At 34.4% G+C, this 19909-nt stretch carries 18 protein-coding genes; 7 read left to right on the top strand and 11 right to left on the bottom strand.

The window, feature by feature from the left end; translation table 11 throughout:
• Window positions 1-74 precede the first annotated feature (74 nt).
• Window positions 75-2483 carry a hypothetical protein gene (locus tag F1003_RS04435; protein WP_155088012.1) on the bottom strand — a complete coding sequence of 803 codons (2409 nt, stop codon included), beginning with the start codon at window positions 2481-2483 and terminating at the stop codon, window positions 75-77.
• Window positions 2484-2620: 137 nt separating this feature from the next.
• A complete protein-coding gene (metG, locus tag F1003_RS04440; protein WP_155088013.1) occupies window positions 2621-4687 on the bottom strand; it encodes a methionine--tRNA ligase in 2067 nt (688 codons plus the stop codon).
• Between the two features lie 117 nt (window positions 4688-4804).
• Between metG and F1003_RS04445 the strand changes: the two genes are divergently transcribed.
• Together F1003_RS04445 and F1003_RS04450 are read left to right on the top strand one after the other, a co-directional pair.
• Complete coding sequence (locus tag F1003_RS04445; protein ID WP_438695858.1) at window positions 4805-5794, top strand: S66 peptidase family protein; 990 nt, start codon at window positions 4805-4807, stop codon at window positions 5792-5794.
• A gap of 48 nt (window positions 5795-5842) precedes the next feature.
• The gene (locus F1003_RS04450) at window positions 5843-6202 is read left to right on the top strand and encodes a YraN family protein (RefSeq protein WP_155088015.1); all 360 of its coding nucleotides are present in this window, start codon (window positions 5843-5845) and stop codon (window positions 6200-6202) included.
• Here F1003_RS04450 and F1003_RS04455 read toward each other — a convergent pair.
• The 4 genes from F1003_RS04455 to F1003_RS04470 all read right to left on the bottom strand — a co-directional run bounded on the left by F1003_RS04455 (window position 6199) and on the right by F1003_RS04470 (window position 8682).
• Window positions 6199-6537: a hypothetical protein gene (locus tag F1003_RS04455; RefSeq protein ID WP_155088016.1), complete on the bottom strand. Its 339-nt coding sequence runs from the start codon at window positions 6535-6537 to the stop codon at window positions 6199-6201. The genes F1003_RS04450 and F1003_RS04455 overlap by 4 nt on opposite strands.
• A gap of 78 nt (window positions 6538-6615) precedes the next feature.
• Window positions 6616-7194: a nicotinate (nicotinamide) nucleotide adenylyltransferase gene (gene nadD / locus F1003_RS04460; RefSeq protein ID WP_155088017.1), complete on the bottom strand. Its 579-nt coding sequence runs from the start codon at window positions 7192-7194 to the stop codon at window positions 6616-6618.
• A 24-nt stretch (window positions 7195-7218) separates the two neighbouring features.
• Window positions 7219-7809, bottom strand: coding sequence for a guanylate kinase (gene gmk, locus F1003_RS04465; protein ID WP_155088018.1), 591 nt, complete (start codon window positions 7807-7809; stop codon window positions 7219-7221).
• 15 nt (window positions 7810-7824) lie between these two features.
• On the bottom strand, window positions 7825-8682 hold the full coding sequence (locus tag F1003_RS04470; RefSeq protein ID WP_155088019.1) for a YicC/YloC family endoribonuclease: 858 nt from the start codon (window positions 8680-8682) through the stop codon (window positions 7825-7827).
• 132 nt (window positions 8683-8814) lie between these two features.
• Here F1003_RS04470 and F1003_RS04475 point away from each other — a divergent pair, with 132 nt between their 5' ends.
• Window positions 8815-9294 carry an acyl-CoA thioesterase gene (locus tag F1003_RS04475; RefSeq protein ID WP_155088020.1) on the top strand — a complete coding sequence of 160 codons (480 nt, stop codon included), beginning with the start codon at window positions 8815-8817 and terminating at the stop codon, window positions 9292-9294.
• Window position 9295: 1 nt separating this feature from the next.
• Here F1003_RS04475 and F1003_RS04480 read toward each other — a convergent pair whose 3' ends face one another.
• Genes F1003_RS04480 through F1003_RS04490 form a run of 3 tightly spaced genes read right to left on the bottom strand, consistent with a single transcriptional unit; the run spans window position 9296 to window position 11673 of the window.
• On the bottom strand, window positions 9296-10432 hold the full coding sequence (locus tag F1003_RS04480) for a peptidogalycan biosysnthesis protein (RefSeq protein WP_155088021.1): 1137 nt from the start codon (window positions 10430-10432) through the stop codon (window positions 9296-9298).
• A 1-nt stretch (window position 10433) separates the two neighbouring features.
• A complete protein-coding gene (locus F1003_RS04485; RefSeq protein ID WP_155088022.1) occupies window positions 10434-11327 on the bottom strand; it encodes a DMT family transporter in 894 nt (297 codons plus the stop codon).
• Window positions 11320-11673, bottom strand: coding sequence for an arsenate reductase family protein (locus tag F1003_RS04490; RefSeq protein ID WP_155088023.1), 354 nt, complete (start codon window positions 11671-11673; stop codon window positions 11320-11322). Before F1003_RS04490 ends, F1003_RS04485 begins: the two co-directional genes overlap by 8 nt.
• Window positions 11674-11795: 122 nt before the next feature.
• Between F1003_RS04490 and F1003_RS04495 the strand changes: the two genes are divergently transcribed.
• Complete coding sequence (locus tag F1003_RS04495) at window positions 11796-13043, top strand: cation:proton antiporter (RefSeq protein WP_155088024.1); 1248 nt, start codon at window positions 11796-11798, stop codon at window positions 13041-13043.
• On the opposite strand, the gene F1003_RS04500 is transcribed toward F1003_RS04495, so the two are convergent.
• Window positions 13040-13759, bottom strand: coding sequence for a DUF3298 and DUF4163 domain-containing protein (locus tag F1003_RS04500; protein WP_155088025.1), 720 nt, complete (start codon window positions 13757-13759; stop codon window positions 13040-13042). The two genes, F1003_RS04495 and F1003_RS04500, sit on opposite strands and share 4 nt — an antisense overlap.
• Window positions 13760-13857: 98 nt before the next feature.
• Here F1003_RS04500 and F1003_RS04505 point away from each other — a divergent pair, with 98 nt between their 5' ends.
• On the top strand, window positions 13858-14997 hold the full coding sequence (locus tag F1003_RS04505; protein ID WP_155088026.1) for a cystathionine gamma-synthase: 1140 nt from the start codon (window positions 13858-13860) through the stop codon (window positions 14995-14997).
• 31 nt (window positions 14998-15028) lie between these two features.
• Here the strand turns inward: F1003_RS04505 and F1003_RS04510 are convergent, their stop codons facing one another.
• The gene (locus F1003_RS04510) at window positions 15029-15832 is read right to left on the bottom strand and encodes a THC0290_0291 family protein (RefSeq protein ID WP_155088027.1); all 804 of its coding nucleotides are present in this window, start codon (window positions 15830-15832) and stop codon (window positions 15029-15031) included.
• Window positions 15833-16058: 226 nt separating this feature from the next.
• On the opposite strand from F1003_RS04510, the gene gdhA reads away from it, so the two are divergent.
• Window positions 16059-17402, top strand: a complete 1344-nt coding sequence (gdhA, locus tag F1003_RS04515; protein WP_155088028.1) for an NADP-specific glutamate dehydrogenase — start codon at window positions 16059-16061, stop codon at window positions 17400-17402.
• A 122-nt stretch (window positions 17403-17524) separates the two neighbouring features.
• Complete coding sequence (gene porZ / locus F1003_RS04520; RefSeq protein ID WP_155088029.1) at window positions 17525-19909, top strand: type IX secretion system anionic LPS delivery protein PorZ; 2385 nt, start codon at window positions 17525-17527, stop codon at window positions 19907-19909.

The raw sequence follows: 19909 nt of genomic DNA on the forward strand, positions 1-19909 counted from the left end.
TTTATTTGAAAAATAATTAAAAAAACCTGCTAAATTTTAAATATTTAACAGGTTAAAGCAGAGGTTCTAAGGTGTTAATTAAGAGAAATGGCTTTCTCCTCAAAAATAAATGAGCCATCGTTAGCAATGCCTTCTATAAATAATTTTATGTTCCCTCTTGGTTTAACTATTTTAAAACTAGCTATGCCCTTTTCATCAATTTTTACTTTTGGTTCCCAACCAATAACACCATAACCTTTATAAAAATCGCTAAAGTATGATTGGTATTTAGGGACATAGAATTTTTTCTCTGCGCTAAACGATAGTGGTAACTTAAAATCTTGTACGGTATCTTGGTTGTTGGTACTTTTAGAGCCTTTTGTGCTAGAGTAAATTTTAATTACACCTCTTGCACCTCTTGCTCCCTCACCAATCCCTTGTCTGTTAATTTCAATATAACCGACGTTGGTCAGTGAATATTGATAAAATATTTGTGTATCAGCAATATACATTCCGTCTAAGAAAAACTCAGGACCCACGCGTGAACCATTAGGAGTTCTATCTGCAAAATACATTCGGTCTTCTACCGCAAATTCACCTTGATTATCAATAACATTAAAACCTTTTGAAACTAGAAATTGGCCAAGCGTGTTAAACAATAGCCTGTCTTCTTCTTCTATAACGGAAATCTTACCAAATTTATGCTTTCCAAATTCGCGCATTTTTGTACGCTTTCTATCTAATTCACTTTGCACTACAACCTCATTAAGTGCTTGGACTTCATCAAAATTAAATTCTTTAAATACATTGGGCTTTATATTGGCCTCTATTTTATAATCGTGTTTAGGGTTTAATGTTCTAGAATCCGTAGTTAATCTCGGGATTGCACTTGGAAAACTCTGAAAATATAATGAAGCTGGTAATAAACCGTTAACCTTTGTCATCTTGGAGACATAAATCTTATCAGAGCCAACAGGGAAAAGGTTGTCTATTAAAAAACTATTTTCACCTTCAGAAAGCGAAAAAATTCTTGGTTCCTCATCAGCAACGGCATGCATTAAAAATGAGTTGTCGTCATTATCACTTATGTCGCTAGCGAGATTTGCCTTTAACCTTATGCCTTGCTCAAAAGTATGTGTTTGGTTTGGAGCGTTCTGAAAAATGGTGTTCCAGTCATAACTACTCCAACCTTGGGTAAGTAATAAGTTGTCTAATTCGTATTGCTTTTTGGCATCAACATCTGTAAAATAGTACTTTGCTTGCTCTATATAACCTCTTAAATAAGGTTGTAGATACGTGTAAGACACAATATTGTTATGCCTATTATAAGATTTTGTCTCTTCTGGCAAAACAGATACACTCAAGGAGTTTATAGTTTCTGAATTAATACCCTTAAAGCCTAAGTTAACTGTAACTGTATCTCTTTTTCTAGACGCAGAAACATCATTGGTCTTTAACACATCTATACCATTATGATTAAAGAATAAACGCTCAGCAATTGGTTTGTCTTCTCCATTAAATAGTGTTAGGATATTTACACCTGTTGCTGTATTACTGTAATCAATGGCTTTGGTAACAACGGTTTCATCAGTAAAATAGATGTCCATGATGTCATAGTTATCACCATTATGAGCCATTAGGGTATATCGGTTGCCTTTTATGTTTTCTAAAGTTTCATCATTGGTAATTAATGAGACAAACACTTTAGATTTTAGGCTTTTTAAGGACATAATAATACCTCTTGGTTCAACATTCTGATCAAGGTTGACCGTAAAATCTTTGTTGGCGCTCGTAATATTAACCTTATAGGTTTCATTTGTACTTGGTAACAATTGAAATTTACCAATACCAAACTGATTGGTTTCGAATGTTGATAATATTTGATTGTCACTATCTATGACTTCACCTTTAGCATTGGGAATTCCAAAACCAAGATTGTCCTTTATAACAACTCCTACATTATTAATAACACCACTAAGTAAATGTCCACTTTCTGGTAAAAACTGAGCATCAACCGTATTTTCTATACGTTCTTCCTCTATATATTCCTCAGTTTCTGGATTAATGATTCTTACAGATTCTACATAGTGATTTTGCTCGTTAAAATTCAGCATCCAATTGGTATATGCTTTTACATTATAATAACCAGAAGAAAAAAGTGAATCAACCTCAAACGAATTAGAAGCTACGCCATCATCTACGCGTATAAGCTTTTGTTTAATTACATTTTTATTTTCATCCTCAATACTCACATACAGATTAGTGGTAAGTAGTGATGGCTTTTTATCTTTTTTATCCATCACATATGCTGTAAAACCTATGGACTCACCTTTAATGTAAGTAGATTTGTTAAGGTGCATATAAACGACTTCACGAGCTGCTTCAGTATAGTCTTCATAAGCCTCTAAAACTTCTGAATCTTCTTGTGCGCTGATTGACAGTCCAAAGAACAAGAGAAGTAAAAAAATAGTTTTAGAGAGAGGAAGTGAGTTAATTGCTTTCATAACTGTTGATTTTTAATATAAATTTATCAAAAACCACGTCAACAAGAAACAATTTTAACGCGAGTTTAGTAAAGAATAGTAAAGTTTTACGTTATTCTCCGTAAAAATTCAAACCAGTGTAATCAGATATTAAAAGACTAGCTAATCTTCAACCCATTTGAAACCCCTTCAATACTAGGATTAACAAAAACCAGACTACCGTTTTCATCTTCAGTCATTAAAATCATACCTTGACTCTCAACACCTCGAAGTGCTCTTGGTGCCAAATTCACCAAAACAGTAACACGTTTACCAATCACCTCTTCTGGTGAAAAACTTTCTGCAATACCAGAAACTATGGTACGTGTATCTATGCCAGTATCTACTTTTAAAACTAAAAGCTTTTTTGTTTTGGGCATTTTCTCAGCTTCTAAAATAGTACCAACACGCAAATCTAGTTTAGAAAAATCATCAAACGTAATTTCATCTTTTTGAGGTTCTACCGTTTTGTTGGCCGCTTCGTTTGCTTTTCTATTAGCTTCTAACTTATCGAGTTGTTTCTGTATTTCAGAATCTTCAATTTTTGAAAAAAGTAACTCTGGTTTTCCTGTTTTTATGGTATGTTCAGCAGGGAGTAAGATATCTTTTGTTGGAACGTTGTCCCAAGTAGGCTCTTCGTCAAGTTTAGAATGACCAAGAATTGACTTTAATTTTGTTGAGGTAAACGGTAAAAACGGCTCGCATAAAACTGCTAAGGCAGAGGCAATCTGTAGAGCCACAAACATTACTGTTTTTGTACGCGCTTCATCAGTTTTTATAGTTTTCCATGGCTCTTCATCAGCTAAGTATTTGTTACCAAGTCGTGCCAAGTTCATTAGCTCTTGACTCCCTTCTCTAAAACGGTAGCGCTCTATTGAACTAGCAATTACTGCTGGATAGGCCTTTACAGCTGCTAAAGTTTCTTCGTCAATTTCAGAATATTCAGAAGGTGTAGGAATAACACCGTCGTAATACTTGTTAGTTAAAACCACTACACGATTAATGAAATTACCGAAAATGGCAACTAGTTCATTATTGTTTCTGGCCTGAAAATCCTTCCAAGTAAAATCGTTATCCTTAGTTTCTGGTGCATTTGCAGTTAGAGCATATCGCAATACGTCTTGTTGATTAGGAAAATCCTCTAAATAATCTGGTAACCAAACCGCCCAGTTTTTTGAGGTTGAAAGCTTATTACCTTCGAGATTCAAAAATTCGTTGGCAGGCACATTTTCTGGTAGTATGTAAGATCCTTCAGCTTTGAGCATTGATGGAAAAATAATACAGTGAAAAACAATATTATCCTTACCGATAAAGTGTACTAAAGTTGTGTCCTCATTCTTCCAGTAATCTTCCCAGTTTTTTCCTTCGCGTTCCGCCCATTCTTTGGTTGCGGATATGTAACCAATAGGTGCATCAAACCAAACGTAAAGGACTTTGCCTTCACCACCTTCAACAGGCACAGGGATTCCCCAATCTAAATCTCTCGTTACCGCTCTTGGGCGCAAACCATCATCTACCCAAGATTTAACCTGGCCATAGACATTTGGTTTCCAATCTTTTTTATGACCTTTTAGAATCCACTCTTTTAAAAAGTCTTCGTGCTTGTTTAGTGGTAGAAACCAATGTTTGGTTTCTTTTAAAGTAGGTTTATTTCCTGTTATGGCTGATTTTGGATTTATTAAATCCGTAGCGTTAAGGCTAGTACCACAATTTTCACACTGATCACCATAAGCTTCTTCATTACCGCATTTAGGGCAAGTACCTGTCACAAAACGATCTGCTAAAAACTGGTTAGCTTCAGCATCGTAAAGCTGCTCTGATACCTCTTCTACAAACTCGTTTTTATCATATAGAGTTTTAAAGAACTCAGACGCTGTTTCGTGATGGATTTTAGCTGAAGTACGTGAATAATTATCGAACGTAATTCCAAATTCCTCAAATGAGGATTTAATAATCTCATGATATTTATCTACGATATCCTGAGGCGAAACACCTTCTTTTTTAGCTTTTATAGTAATCGGAACTCCATGCTCATCGCTTCCGCAAATAAAAGCCACATCATTACCTGTTAGCCTTAAATATCTAGCATATATATCTGCTGGCACATAAACACCTGCTAAATGACCAATATGTATTGGGCCGTTAGTGTATGGTAATGCAGCAGTTATGGTATATCTTTTAGACATAAAGGATGGTTTTTTCAAGCTACAAAAGTACACATTATAAAGTCGAATTAGAAAAAAAATGTACATTTACAAAAAGCAGTTTTTATGATTTTGAGACGCACTATTTTACTCCTCTGTATGGCCATTATATTAGGAATGGGCAATTATGCCTTTGCTCAAAATGATAATGATAAATCTTCTGACATGATAACCGAATTGATTAGACCTCCATACTTAAAAGCAGGTGACACCGTAGCTATTGTTGCTCCATCAGGAATTTTAAAAAACCGAGAGCGCGAAGTACAACAAGCCGTTGATTTATTAAAAAGTTGGGGTTTACATAGTGTAGTAGGAAAACATGTCTTTAGCAAAGCAGATCATTTTGCCGGCACTGATGATGAGCGTTGTGAAGATTTACAACGCGCCATGGACGACCCTAAAATCAGTGCCATTTGGTGTGCAAGAGGTGGTTATGGAACCGTGCGTATTTTAGATAAATTAAATTATTCCAAGTTTAAGAAAAACCCTAAATGGGTGATTGGGTACAGTGATATTACAGCATTGCACAATCAATTACATAATGAGGGATATGAGTCGATCCATGCGCTTATGTGCGTTAGCCTGACTAAGGATTTAGAGGATGTAAAGAGCTCAATAGAAACATTTAAATCTGCTTTGTTTGGCAATCCCACCAATTACACATTAGAGGGTTCAGAATACAATAGGAACGGTGAAGCCTCAGGTCAGATAGTCGGCGGAAACCTTACCATATTACATACCATGTTGGGTTCTAAGGAAAGTATTGATACATCAGGGAAAATTTTATTTATTGAAGAAATTGGTGAATACAAATATCATATCGACCGCATGTTACAAAGCATGAAACGTGCTGGCTATTTTGATAACCTAAAGGGATTAGTGGTAGGTGATATGTCTAAGCTAAGAAAAAACACCACGCTATGGGGAACTTCAGTAGAACAACTTGTCTTAGATGCCTTAAAGGAATATGATTTCCCAATTGCCTTTAATATGCCTGCTGGACATGAGAAAGACAATAGAGCCTTGGTTTTAGGAAGAACAGTTGAGTTGAAGGTAGATAAAAAGGAAAGCACTTTAACTTTTGAATAAATTTCTTAGCCTTATTGAAAAATTTCACAATCATTCAAATATAAATACTTGGCACAGCATTACGAACTTGGCAAAAAAGGAGAGCAACTAGCCGTAAATTATCTAGCTAATAACAACTATGAAATTGTTGAGCGCAACTACAGGTTTGACAAAGCTGAAGTAGATATTATTGCTCAAAAAGGTGATATCCTAGCCATAATTGAGGTGAAAACACGTTCTACCATAGATTTTGGAAATCCGCAAGACTTTGTAAAACCTAAGCAAATTAAAAACTTGGTGAAAGCGGTACATGAATACGTCACCGAAAACGACCTAGATGTAGAAGTCCGTTTTGATATTATTGCAATACTAAAAGAAAAGAAGGGGTTTAAAATAGAACATTTAGAAAATGCATTCTATCATTTTTAGAGGCAAATGTTAGTGACCACAATAAAGAGGCTATAAAAAAGAACATTTACAACCTTGTCTTTAGTTCTTAATTTCAAAAATCTTTTAAACTCTTTCTTTAGTACATTAAAAGATAATAGAACACCTGTAAAAACTACTCCTAATCCAATAAACCAATATAATGATTCTGGATAGGGTAAGGTTGCGCTAGTAACAAAAAAAAGTATCAGTAAACCTCCTGTAATTAAAAGGCGTTTTTCATTGACATCATCTAAATTATTTCTCAGTACAATGGTTCTGATTTTTGAAACAATCAGAGCAATAATAGCTGTCAAAAATACTATGGTAAACGTCATTTCTTTTTCAAATTTATTTTAATTAAAAATAATTATTCTTTTAAAGAATAATAAAGATTGAGAGGGTTAACTACTAAATTATTTATAAAAATTCATTTCGTCTATATAATGCCACACATTATCGGATAACATGGGACGAACATTTCTTCCCGCTTTTATTTCTTGTCGTATAAACGTCGAAGACAGCTCCATTATTGGCGCAGAAATGTTAAAAATTTTCGGATGATTGTTAAATTTTGTGTTCACCTTACCATCTGACAATCTAGGGTAAACATAAATGTTGTAATTTTCTAAAATAAGTTCATAGTTTTTCCACTTATGAAAATGTTTTAGATTGTCCTCTCCCATAATCAATGAGAACTCATGCTCAGGAAATTTTTCACCGAGATAAGTGAGTGTATCTATAGTATAGTTGGGCTGCTTTAGCCCAAACTCAATATCGCTAGGTCTTAATTTTGTATAATCTTTGGTCGCTCTGTAAACCATCTCTAATCTTTGATGATTATCCAGTAAACTACTTTTTGTTTTAAAAGGACTTTGAGGTGTCACTACGAACCAGACCTGGTCTAGATCACTATGCTCTGCTAAATGATTTGCAATAGTTAAATGACCAATGTGAATAGGGTTAAATGTTCCGAAGTATAGACCAATTTTCATTATCAGCTAAATTTATTTCAGTATCTATTCATTTATAAAGTCAGAAACCAATTTATAAGCATTCTCCAAAGCTTCATCTAGGTTAGAATTGATTACAATTTCATCAAATAGTGGAGCAGTGGCCAATTCTGCTGGCGCTTTTGCTACACGCATGCTTATTTTTTCCTCGCTTTCCTCGCCACGATCTTTTAAACGTCTTACTAATTCGTTTAGGTCTGGTGGTTTTACAAATACTGCTAAAGTTTGCTCTGGGAATTTACGTTTAATACGTAAGCCTCCAGACACATCAATATCAAAAATAACATGCTTTCCTTTAGCCCATATACGAGCAACTTCTGTCTTTAGTGTACCATAGAAGTTATCGCGATAGACTTCTTCCCATTCTAAAAACTCATCATTTTTTATCCTGTTTTTAAATTCTTTTAAGGAGAGGTAATAATAATCTTTACCATGAATTTCATTGCCACGTTTTTCGCGCGAAGTTGCTGAGATTGAAAACTCTAAATTTAATTCTGGTTGCTTTAATAAATGCCTAACAATAGTCGTTTTTCCAGAGCCTGATGGTGCTGAAAACACAATGAGCTTACCTTGTTTTTTGGTTTTAATTTCTGACATTGACTAAAAATTTTATTAAAGGACGTTCAATAACTGTTCCTTAATTTTTTCTAGCTCATCTTTCATCTGTACAACCAATTTTTGCATAGGCGCATGATTGGATTTTGAGCCTATGGTATTAATTTCCCTTCCAATTTCTTGAGAAATGAACCCTAGTTTTTTTCCGTTGGAATCATCAGAATTTAAGGCTTTTTCAAAATAATCTAAATGATTTTCCAATCTTACTTTTTCTTCGGTGATATCAAATTTTTCGATATAATATACGAGCTCTTGTTCAAAACGGTTTTCATCCACTTTTTCCTTAATATCTGCAATACCTTTTTCCAATCTTGCTCTTACACCATCAATACGATCTGGATCCATAGCAATAACTTCTTCCAACAAACGTCTAAGAGTGACAATTCTATCTAAAAAATCTTGTTTTAGAGTAGCACCTTCGTCTTTTCTGTAGGCAACAATTTTAGAGACAGAATCATTAATGCCATTGGCAATTAAGGTCCATTCTTCTTCATCAATGTCATCTCGTTCTGTCGTAACCGCATCTGGTAAACGGATTGCCATTTTAAGTAATTCTGTAGTATCACCATCAACAACATCCTTTAGTTGTTTGATGTATTCTTTTACTACAGTCTTATTGATTTGAGAACTTGTGTCTTCACCTGTGATTTCAACATAGAGCGAAAAATCCACCTTTCCACGTACCAGATGCTTTGCTATTAGCTTTCTAATTTCGAGCTCTTTTGCTCGGTACATCGATGGCATACGTGCATTTATGTCTAAATTCTTGCTATTCAGTGATTTTAGTTCTATAGATATTTTTTTGGTTGGGAGTTGCAGAACAGATTTCCCATAACCAGTCATAGATTGTATCATTAATACGATGCGATTAAAGTTGCGCAAAGGTACAAAAATGAATGTTTAACGCGCTATTTAAATAGTTTGAAAAGTATTGAGGTGACCCAAGAGACTTTTATAACTTTGCGTTTTTGATCTGAAAAACAATTTATGTACAAAAAACAGTTTGAAATCCGTTGGAGTGATGTAGATGCCAATGCCCATTTAGCAAATTCTGCCTATACCAATTTTATGAGTCATACTAGAATGGCTTTTTTTGCCGAATATGGCTTTTCTATGCCCGAAATTAAAAAACACAATATTGGTCCGGTAGTATTTTATGAGCACATGTATTATTTTAAAGAATCTTTTCTTGGCGCACCCATTACTGTGACCATTGAAGTGTCTGGCATAAGTGAAGATGGTATGCTTTTTATGTTTGAGCATAATTTCTATGATACTGAAGGAAACAATTTAGCTCATTGCGAAATGCAAGGAGGTTGGATAGACCTTAAGGCTAGAAAACTTACAGGTTTGCCAGAATTTTTATTAGAGTTGGCGCATAAATTTCCAAAGTCTGAAAGTTTTAAAGTGCTTACAAAAGAAGACACACGTAAGCATGGTGTAAGGCCGAAGCCACTAGAAGTTTGAATTATTTAAACGGCTGATGCTGTTTAAATCGTTTTATAGCCGCACCACTTCTCTGAATAATAGGCTTAAGTATTTGATTAGGCAGATAATGTTTATGCCTAATGTAACAAGTAAGCTGCACAGGTTCTGCACCAATCGTACTTTTTATTTCAGAGGCTGTTCTGCCCAGATTAATCTGTTTTGATTTAGTTTGTAATCCCAGCCTAATGTAGTCGTTGAGTATTCTGGGATAAATGGAAAACTCTCTATTTTTAGTGTAATCTAAGCCAATAAAATGAGCATCTAGATTAGCTCCGTTTTGCATAGCGGATAAAAACCCAACCAATACGTTATTTAAAAAGTACCCTTTTACAATAAACTTATCCTTAAATGTATTTTTGAGATGGATATAAGTGTCTAAATTTAAGATTTGAGCATTAAAGTCGGCATTATCAATAGTGTTTTGATATAATTTTTGAAGCTCCTCTTTATAGCTCTCAATATCTTCCTCCGTGAAGAACTTTGCTTCGAGAGGTTCACTTTTAGCATCAGCTCTATTCGCTTTTACTCTGTATTTAGATTTTAATGCATTGAGGTAATCGGTGAATGACTTCCATTCTGGTTTTAAACTTATCACCATATTGGGTTCAACATGCATTGGCACATAGCCAAATGTTTTAAGATGCTCAGTAATGTAAAGTGATTCGTTTATAAAATCCTTCACAAAAATGGCGTTCATTCGCTTTTTGCATTTTAATTGCCTAATACTTTGGGCAAGTGCTTCAAAGGTTTCTATTTTTGGTTCACCTGTTTTTAAAAACGTGCCATATTCACCACTTAAAAACACGTTGCCACAAAAAAGAATTCGGACTTTGCTATTACAAAATAACCAGTTAAAAAAACGTTTTATCCAAGGGAGTAAACGTGTATTTTTTGTTATGGTTTCAACACCAATGGTAACAATTTGGGTATTGCCAAATGCTACGGCTTTACCTTTTTTTAGAATGAAGATGTAGTTAAAGTCAATATCTGTATTTGCAATCTCAAACGCTTTTAAAAACTCTGAGGAATAATAAATGTTTGAAGTACAGCCCAAGCTTTCCCAATAGGATTCTGGAATCGCATCTACGGCTTCAAACATTTCAGATTTAAAAGACAAATCAGTGAATCTTTTTGGGTTTAAATGATACGAGATACACTCCTGTAAAAATTAAAATCATAGCAAAAATCTTAATGGCATCAATGTTGTCTGCACCCATTGTTATAGCAAATAAACCAGCAATTACAGGTTGAAGATAAATAAATATACCAACAGTTGATGCTTTTAGCTTATTAAGTGCTAATGGATTTAACAAGTAGGTACCAAAGGTGGCACCTAAAATTACAAATAAGACTGAGAATGTAATATATGGTGTAAACGATTGCCACTGTACCTCTTGTAATTCTTTATAACCAAAAGGAATAAGAATAATTAACCCAAACAAAAATAACCACTTAATAAATGAAAAAGGGTGGTATTTCGCTGTTAATTTTTTGATTAATATGACATAAATACTATACGAAATGGCATTTAAAAAAATAAGCAAATTTCCCAATGGCACATTGTCTCCTGTTCTAATAGATTTACCATAAATGGTTAACGCTAAAGCACCGCAAAGTGCTAAGACAATGCCGACAATTTTTAATGAAGTAATTTTTTCCTTTAAAACATAAGCCGATAGAATTAAAATAATAACTGGTGTAATAGTCATTATCGCGGAGGCATGGATTGGTGATGTGAATTCCAATCCTTTAAAAAAGAATAACATATTGATGACCACGCCAAACAACGCAGCTGCAAAAAGTTTTATAAAATCTTTTTTTTCAATTTTTTGTTGAGGTACAATTAGGCTTAAAAGCCAAAATAAAACAGTTGCTCCCGTTACTCTTAATAGTACAAAGCCGAAAGGCTTAATGTAGTTTTCATTCATTACGGCTTTTGCTATAGTGTAATTAAGTCCGTATAGCAGTTGTACCATGAAAAGCGCAAAAATGGCAAAAGCTCTACTATTCATCTAAAGCTTGTTTTGCAGATGCCACTGTTTTTTTGGAATTGCCTATAAAAATCTGATCGTTAAAGATGATAACAGGCCGTTTTAAAAAAGTGTAATGTTTTAGAATATGATTTTTGTAATCTTCTTCTGTTAGGTTTTTATTTTTTAGATCAAGTTCCTTATAAAGTCTAGCGCGTTTACTAAAGAGGCTTTCATAACTATTTGTAAGGCTTCTCATATTTTCAAGTTGACTTTGAGTTATAGCTTCTGTTTTTATATCCTGAAGGTGAAAATCACTAGATAAATCAAGCTCATTTATAATTCTCATACAAGTATTGCAAGTGCTTAGATAAAATACTTTTTTCATGTTATTAGTCCCTTAATTATATTTGAAATACAAAGTAAATTTATTTAATCCTAAAAAGGATTACTTTTAGAAAATAAAGCACAATATTATATTTTTACCCGCTCAAAAATCGATTGTCAGTAATGGAATATTATTCAATAGCAACAATTTTAATAGTGCTCTCGGGCATTTTTGGTTATATCAATGTAAAGTTCTTAAAACTTCCAATTACTATTGGTTTAATGGTAATTACCATTGTATTTACAGCAGTTGTGGTTGCCATTGCACAGTTTAATGACACACTACTTCTGCAAGAAAGAGCATTCATTAATAGCATAGATTTTGAAACGGTTCTGTTGGATATAATGTTGAGTTTTCTACTCTTTGCAGGCGCGCTGCATACTAATTTTCAGCAATTAAAAATTCAAAGAGGACCAATTCTAGCATTTGCCACTTTAGGGGTTTTAATGTCTACCTTTTTGGTGGGAGTAATTATGTTCTTTGTACTGCAATGGATGAATTTGAATGTTGATTTTATTTACTGTCTATTATTTGGGGCATTAATTTCTCCTACCGACCCTATTGCCGTTTTAGGAATATTAAAAAAGGCAGGCGCACCCAAAAAATTAGAAACTAAGATTGTGGGTGAATCCTTATTTAATGATGGAGTAGGTGTAGTGATATTCTTAACCATATTTGCCATTGCAGCTAAGCCTGAAGCGGCTGTAGAGTTTTCATCTATAGCGACCTTATTTGGTCAAGAAGTTATAGGTGGATTGATTTTGGGCTTAGTTTTAGGCTGGATAACATATCGATTAATGCGTTCTATTGACAATTATGAGGTAGAAGTTATTCTTACTATTGCAACAGTAATGGGAGGTACTATGTTAGCGCATAAGTTTCATTTATCCGCACCTTTGGCCATGGTAACAGCTGGTTTAATTGTCGGAAACGATACTGTAAGAAATTCGGCAATGTCTGAAACTACCGAAATCTACGTTGATAAATTCTGGGAGCTTATAGATGTATTATTAAATACTGTTTTGTTTGTAATGATTGGTATGGAAATGCTAGTCTTAACTTTAGAAGGAAAATACATTTATGCAGGCTTATTGGCGATACCAATTATTTTAATGTGTCGTTATATTTCATTGTGGCTACCTATAAAATTCTTTTCTAAACGTTTAGATTTTGTGCCAAAAACTAACCTTATTATGACTTGGGGAGGACTACGTGGAGGGATTTCAATTGCGTTAGCGCTTAGTTTGTCAGAGGAAATGCATAGAGAGCTATTTCTGGTGATAACTTACATTGTGGTAATTGTATCTATAGTAGGTCAAGGTTTAACTGTAGAACCTATTATAAAGCGATTGACAAGACCCAAAGTTTAATGTACTTTAAGCAAAGACTCAACTTCATTAAAAGGGATGACAAATTCTGTATAACCTTGGTCGTAAGAAGCTACTTCATAGACATTATAGAGTAAAACCAAACCATCTTCACTAAAACCAATATTTTCTGGTAGTTGAAAAGGCTTTCCAAAGAAGAAATCTTCCATTTTTATTTGTTCGCTATCTCTATCAAGAGACTTTACAAAGTGTGATTTAGCTATAACTTTAAAATCTTTCAAATTCTCGATTATATCTTTTTGATTGAGAACCTCACCTGTTTTTGCATTGAGGTTTAAGAATTTTATTTTGTCATTTCCGTGTGCGCCACCTTTAAATTCGTAAGTACTGACAGCAAGAGTAATAACCTCGTCAGATTGATAAATTTTTTCTGTTTCAATATGCAGCTCCCAAACAGGCTCAGAGGCATCAGGAAAGTCTTTTTTAAAGTTTGTAAACTCTGAATTGAAATCTTTTAAAATGGACTCAAGGTTCGTCTTTTTTGTTGCATCACTTAATGTGGTAATTATCGCTTCCTCAATCTTAAAATTAATGGTTTTACTTAGCTCATTTTTGCCAATAGCTTTATCATAAATCACGGAAATGTCAGCTTCGTAAGTATTGTTAATTTCAGTTGTTTCAAATACAACAGGTTTAAATTCCGAATCGCAGGAACTCAACAGAAATAAAAAAACGAAAAAAGGCAGTAATCGCTTCAAGAATCTTGTGTTTTAGTTAATCATACCATAAAGGTATTGCATAGAATTGAATAGAACGCATAATCCCTTAAATTTGTTGTAATATAAAAATGCACTTCATGAAATTCAATACAAAAGTAATACACGGAGGTCAGGAGCACGATCCTGCATACGGATCTGTAATGCCACCAATATATCAAACAACAACCTATGCACAATCCACACCCGGAGGACATAAAGGTTACGAATATTCGAGAACACACAACCCAACCCGCAATACACTAGAAAATGCCTTTGCTAGTATAGAAAATGGTAATTATGGATTAGCATTTGGCTCTGGTTTGGCGGCAATAGATGCAATTCTAAAATTATTGCAACCAGGCGACGAAGTGGTTTCTACAAACGATTTGTATGGTGGCACCTATCGTCTATTTACTAAGATATATGAAAATTTCGGAATAAAGTTTCATTTCATTGGAATGGAAAATACCAGTAGAATAGAAGAATATATTACACCAGACACCAAACTTATTTGGGTAGAAACACCAACGAATCCAATGATGAATATTATAGATATCGTTGCGGTTTCAAAAATTGCCAAAAAGAACGATGTGTTATTGGCAGTTGACAATACTTTTGCCACTCCGTACCTACAAAGACCTTTGGATTTGGGTGCTGACATTGTAATGCACTCTGCAACCAAATATTTAGGTGGTCATAGTGATGTGGTAATGGGAGCATTAGTGGTTAAGGACAAAGATTTAGCAGATAAACTTTATTTTATTCAGAATGCTAGCGGCGCAATCTGTGGGCCACAAGACTCGTTTTTAGTTTTAAGAGGAATTAAAACACTTCATATACGTATGCAAAGACATTGCGAAAACGGTAAAGCTATAGCAATCTATTTGGCTAATCATCCAAAAATTGAAAACGTGTACTGGCCAGGTTTTGAAAGCCACCCTAATTTTGAGGTTGCAAAATCTCAAATGGATGATTTTGGAGGTATGGTCTCTTTTACGACTAAAGGAAACAACTATGAAGAAGCTATTAGAATTGTTGAGAATCTTAAAATATTCACTTTAGCAGAATCTCTTGGTGGTGTAGAATCTTTAGCTGGTCATCCAGCGAGTATGACACATGCTAGCATTCCTAAAGAAGAACGCGAAAAAACAGGAATAGTGGACTCATTAATCAGACTCAGTGTAGGAATTGAAGACGAAGGTGATTTAATAGCAGATTTAGAACAAGCCATAGGCTAGTTACTTCGCATCACAAAAAACATATTATATTCTAGTCTAAATAATAGATATACCCAAAGTTGAGCCATAAATTCCAGTCGTTGTTTTTGTTAGAAGGTAATTTATGATTTAGACCATCTATAAAGTCATTAAAATAATATTGCCAACGAAGTTCTAAAAATAAATCTGAAAGTATAGTGAGCTTATATCGGGTTCCTATACTCGCAACAACGGACCAAGTTGATCCAGACTCGTTGCTAACAAATGGGTCACCACCAGAAGCAGCTCCCCAAGGGTTATAAAAATTGCTGTTGTTTAATATATTGCCATCACCATAGGTAGTTTCTACAGATGGGTTGTAGGATACAAAGTGTGCTCCAAGCGCACCAAAAGGGGCAAAAGAATAAGCACCAGCTGAGAAAGCTCTAATACTTCTAGGGAAATACTCAAGTTGCATACCTATGTCCCAGTTTTGGGCTTCACCAGTATGCTGTCTTAGTCGTTCAGCATCTTGACTTGTTCTAGAGTCATCCACCCATTTTCCAAAGTGGTTTAACGAAGTCTTATTCCAAGAAATTTCACTTCGTATTTTAAAGTGGTCATTCCAATATGTGTCGGTAGAATAACAGTTACAGTCAGCACGATAGGCAAAATTAATGTAGTGAACAATACCTACGGCAATACCAGTATTCCCTGAATTAGTTTCAAAATCTTTTCTAACTCCAAAATCAGATTGGAAAGCAACAGCACCTACAAAAGCACCGATTTCATGAGAGAAGCCCAACTGGGCAGAAGTAGTTTGCACTGAAAAAGCAAGCACAAACAAAAGAAATAGTTTTTTTAAGTGTATTGCCATATAACTCTATCTAAAAATTTGAAGCTCTTATCGAACAAATATATAAAAACTCGACGAACTACAAAATAAAACGGACAAAATGCATTTTTCTTGTTAGGGATAAGAATTTTACTGCAATTCTGAAATATTGAAAAAATAATTGAGAATATAAAAAAAATGAATGGTTATTTTTATAGATAACGTATCTTTATGCCCTTAAAATTACAATTTCTTAACATTTTTTTATATGAAAGATAAAATTGAAGCTTTTTTAGATCTTGTAAAGGAGCGCAACGGTCACGAACCAGAGTTTTTACAAGCAGTTCAAGAGGTAGCAGAAACAGTTATTCCATACATAGCTAAACATGAAATCTATAATGGAAAAAATATTTTACTTAGAATGGTAGAGCCAGAAAGATTGATCTCTTTTAGAGTCAGTTGGGTTGATGATTCTGGTGAAATACAAGTGAACAGAGGCTATAGAGTACAGATGAATTCTGCTATAGGACCTTACAAAGGCGGTTTGCGTTTCCACCCTACAGTAAATGCTAGTATTCTTAAATTCTTGGCGTTTGAACAGGTTTTTAAAAATAGTTTAACGACACTTCCAATGGGTGGAGGAAAAGGAGGCTCTGATTTTGACCCTAAAGGCAAGTCAGATAATGAAATTATGCGTTTCTGTCATGCTTTTATGACGGAGCTATACAGACATATTGGTCATAATACGGATGTACCAGCAGGTGATATAGGTGTAGGAGCGAGAGAGATTGGGTATATGTTTGGAATGTATAAAAAGCTGAATAATACATTTACAGGCGTCTTAACAGGTAAAGGACAATCTTGGGGAGGATCTTTAATTAGACCAGAAGCTACAGGATATGGGAATGTTTACTTCGCTGACAATATGTTAAAGAGGAAAAACGACTCCTTTAAAGGTAAGAAAGTTGTTGTTTCTGGGTCAGGGAATGTTGCACAGTATGCTGCAGAAAAAGCCATTGAGCTCGGTGCAACAGTATTAACACTTTCGGATTCTGGAGGTTATATTGTTGATGAAGAAGGCATAAGTTCAGAAAAACTAAAGTTTGTTATGGACCTTAAAAATGTAAAAAGAGGCCGAATAAGTGAATATGTTGAGAAATATCCAAATGCTAAATATGTTGCAGGCGAAAGACCATGGTCTGTGAAATGCGATATAGCACTTCCTTGTGCGACTCAAAATGAACTGAATGGTGAAGAAGCAAAACAACTCATAGAAAATGGTTGTATGTGTGTATCTGAAGGTGCCAATATGCCTTCTACACCAGAAGCAATACATGAGTTCCAAAAAGCGGGCATTTTATTTGCACCAGGAAAGGCTTCTAACGCAGGTGGTGTAGCGACTTCTGGTCTAGAAATGAGCCAGAATTCCTTACGTTTAAGCTGGTCTAGAAAAGAGGTAGATGAAAGGCTGAAAGATATAATGGAAGATATTCATGACTCTTGTGTAGAATATGGCAAGAATGACGATGGGTCTATAGACTACATAAGAGGCGCTAATATTGCAGGCTTTGTGAAAGTAGCAGATGCTATGCTGGCACAAGGTGTAATTTAATTCTTTATAAATAATACTTCAGTACTGGCCTCCATGTTTTTATGGAGGCTTTTTTTATGACATAATATATGATTACCACCATATTATCGTTACTATTAATATATTTGAGCAAACAATTTATAATGTATAAAAGTGTTTTTAAAACCTTGATTTTAATACTGGGTTTATCTACTAGTGTGTATGGTCAGGAATTTTCAACCCTATGGCAAGCGCATTATTCTTATAATGACATAGTTGATGTCGTCAGTGGAGATAGTAAGATTTATGCTGCAGCCCAAAATGCTGTTTTTGAATATGATATATTCTCTGAAGACCTGAAAACAATTACAACGGTTGATGGTTTGTCTGGGGAACAAATTACTACAATACATTATAGTGAAACTTACCAATATTTACTCATAGGATATGAAACAGGCTTAATAGAAGTCTATTCAGAAACTGAGGAATCGGTATTGTCTGTAGTTGATATTTTAGAAAAAGAAAATATAACACCTATTAACAAAACTGTAAATCATTTCTACGAGCACCAAGGTTTGATTTATATTTCTACGGATTATGGAATTTCAGTATATGATTTAGAACGATTAGAGTTTGGGGACACTTATTTCTTAGGAAATGGAGGCTCGCAAATTAGGGTAAATCAGGTTTCTGTTTTAAATGACGAAATTTTTGCAGCCTGTTCTAACAATAATGGCCTTAAAAAAGCAGATCTAAATAATCCTAATCTTATAGATTTTTCTCAATGGCAAATTTTAATAGGAGGTAATTTTGTTACAATTAACACACTTGTAGATAAGGCTTATGCAGTTAGGGATAATAGAGCATTATTTGAAATTGACCAATCAGGTTTCACTCAATTGTTTACATTAGATATACTGCCTAATGATACTGAGGTAAGTAACTCTAATTTAATTATATCAACAATGAATACAGTATATGTTTACGATACAAATATTCAGTTGGTAAATACTTTTCAGCCAAACGAAGAGTTTGATACAAGTTTTACGTCTGCAACACAAATAGATGATTTCATTTATATTGGTTCGCAAGATTTTGGTGTGTTGAGAAGCTCAATTTCAGATAATACATTTTATACGGAAATAAAGCCGAACGGTCCTTTATTTAATGAAGTGTTCAGGGTAAATGCAGAAACTGAAACAGTTTGGGCAACTTTTGGGGACTATACCGAATCGTTAGATCCTTCTCCGGTCAGGAGAAGAGGGTTCAATTATTACAGGGATGAATTATGGGAAGATATCCCTTTTGATAGTGTATTTGGAGCGAAGAATCTTTCTGAGATAGCAATAAATCCCTTTAATCCAAATCAAGGCTTTATAAGTTCTTTTCAAGACGGTATTTTGGAGGTTAATGATTTTATGCCTACAATACTATATAATGAAGATAACAGCGGGTTAGAATCCCTGATACTTCCAAATGCTCCAAATTTTAAAAGCATTAGAGTATCGGCATCTATTTTTGATAGAAACGGAGTTTTATGGTCGCTCACTGCTCGTGCTCCAAACCCCTTAAAATCCTATGACCCAAATACAGGGAGCTGGCAAGGTTATGATTTTTCTGCAATTATAGAAAATGCTTTGTTAGATGAATTTGGCTTTTTTGATATAGCCATAGATAATAATGGCACAAAATGGATAGGCGGATACTCTAATGGTTTATATGCTTATAATGAAAATATAGGTACAGACCCATTAAGAAATATTGTATCCGAAGAACAGAACCTCCCTTTTCCTAGGGTGACGTCATTAGAAATAGACAATAGAAACCAACTTTGGGTAGGTACATTTTCGGGATTAAGAGTTTTGTTCAATACCTCAGGATTTTATGATGATCCAAATCCAACCTTAAGCTCTATAATAATTTTAGAAGATGGTATCCCAAAAGAATTACTAGAAGGACAGTCCATAACTGATATTGAAGCTGATGGCTCTAACAATAAATGGGTTGGCACCGTAGATTCAGGTGTTTTTTATTTTTCACCTGATGGGCAAAATACCATTTACCATTTTACAAAAGATAATTCTCCATTGCCTTCAGACCGTATTAATGATATCTCCATAGACCCAAATAATGGAATAGTCTATATAGCAACTACCAAGGGCATGCTGTCCTTTAGAGCAGGTGGCTCAAAACCAGAAGAGACCTTGGAAAATGCATTTGTTTATCCAAATCCGGTAAGACCAGAATACAATATATTGGGATTTAATGATTTAAATGATGTAAACAAGGGTATAAAGGTCAGCGGACTTACCGAAAGTGTAAATATTAAAATCACAGATATAGAAGGTAATTTAGTTGCCGAGGCACAGTCCAATATCAACTTAAGATCTTCTAGTGCCAACTATAACTTTGCTATAGATGGTGGTACTGCGATATGGAATGGTAAAAACCTTGCTAATGCTGTAGTAAGAAGTGGTGTTTATTTGGTAATGATTTCAGATTTAGACTCCTTTGAAACCAAAGTTCTCAAAGTTCTTATAGTTAGATAA

It is taken from the genome of Winogradskyella ouciana (assembly GCF_009709615.1).
In the GTDB taxonomy this organism is placed as follows: Bacteria; Bacteroidota; Bacteroidia; order Flavobacteriales; family Flavobacteriaceae; genus Winogradskyella; species Winogradskyella ouciana.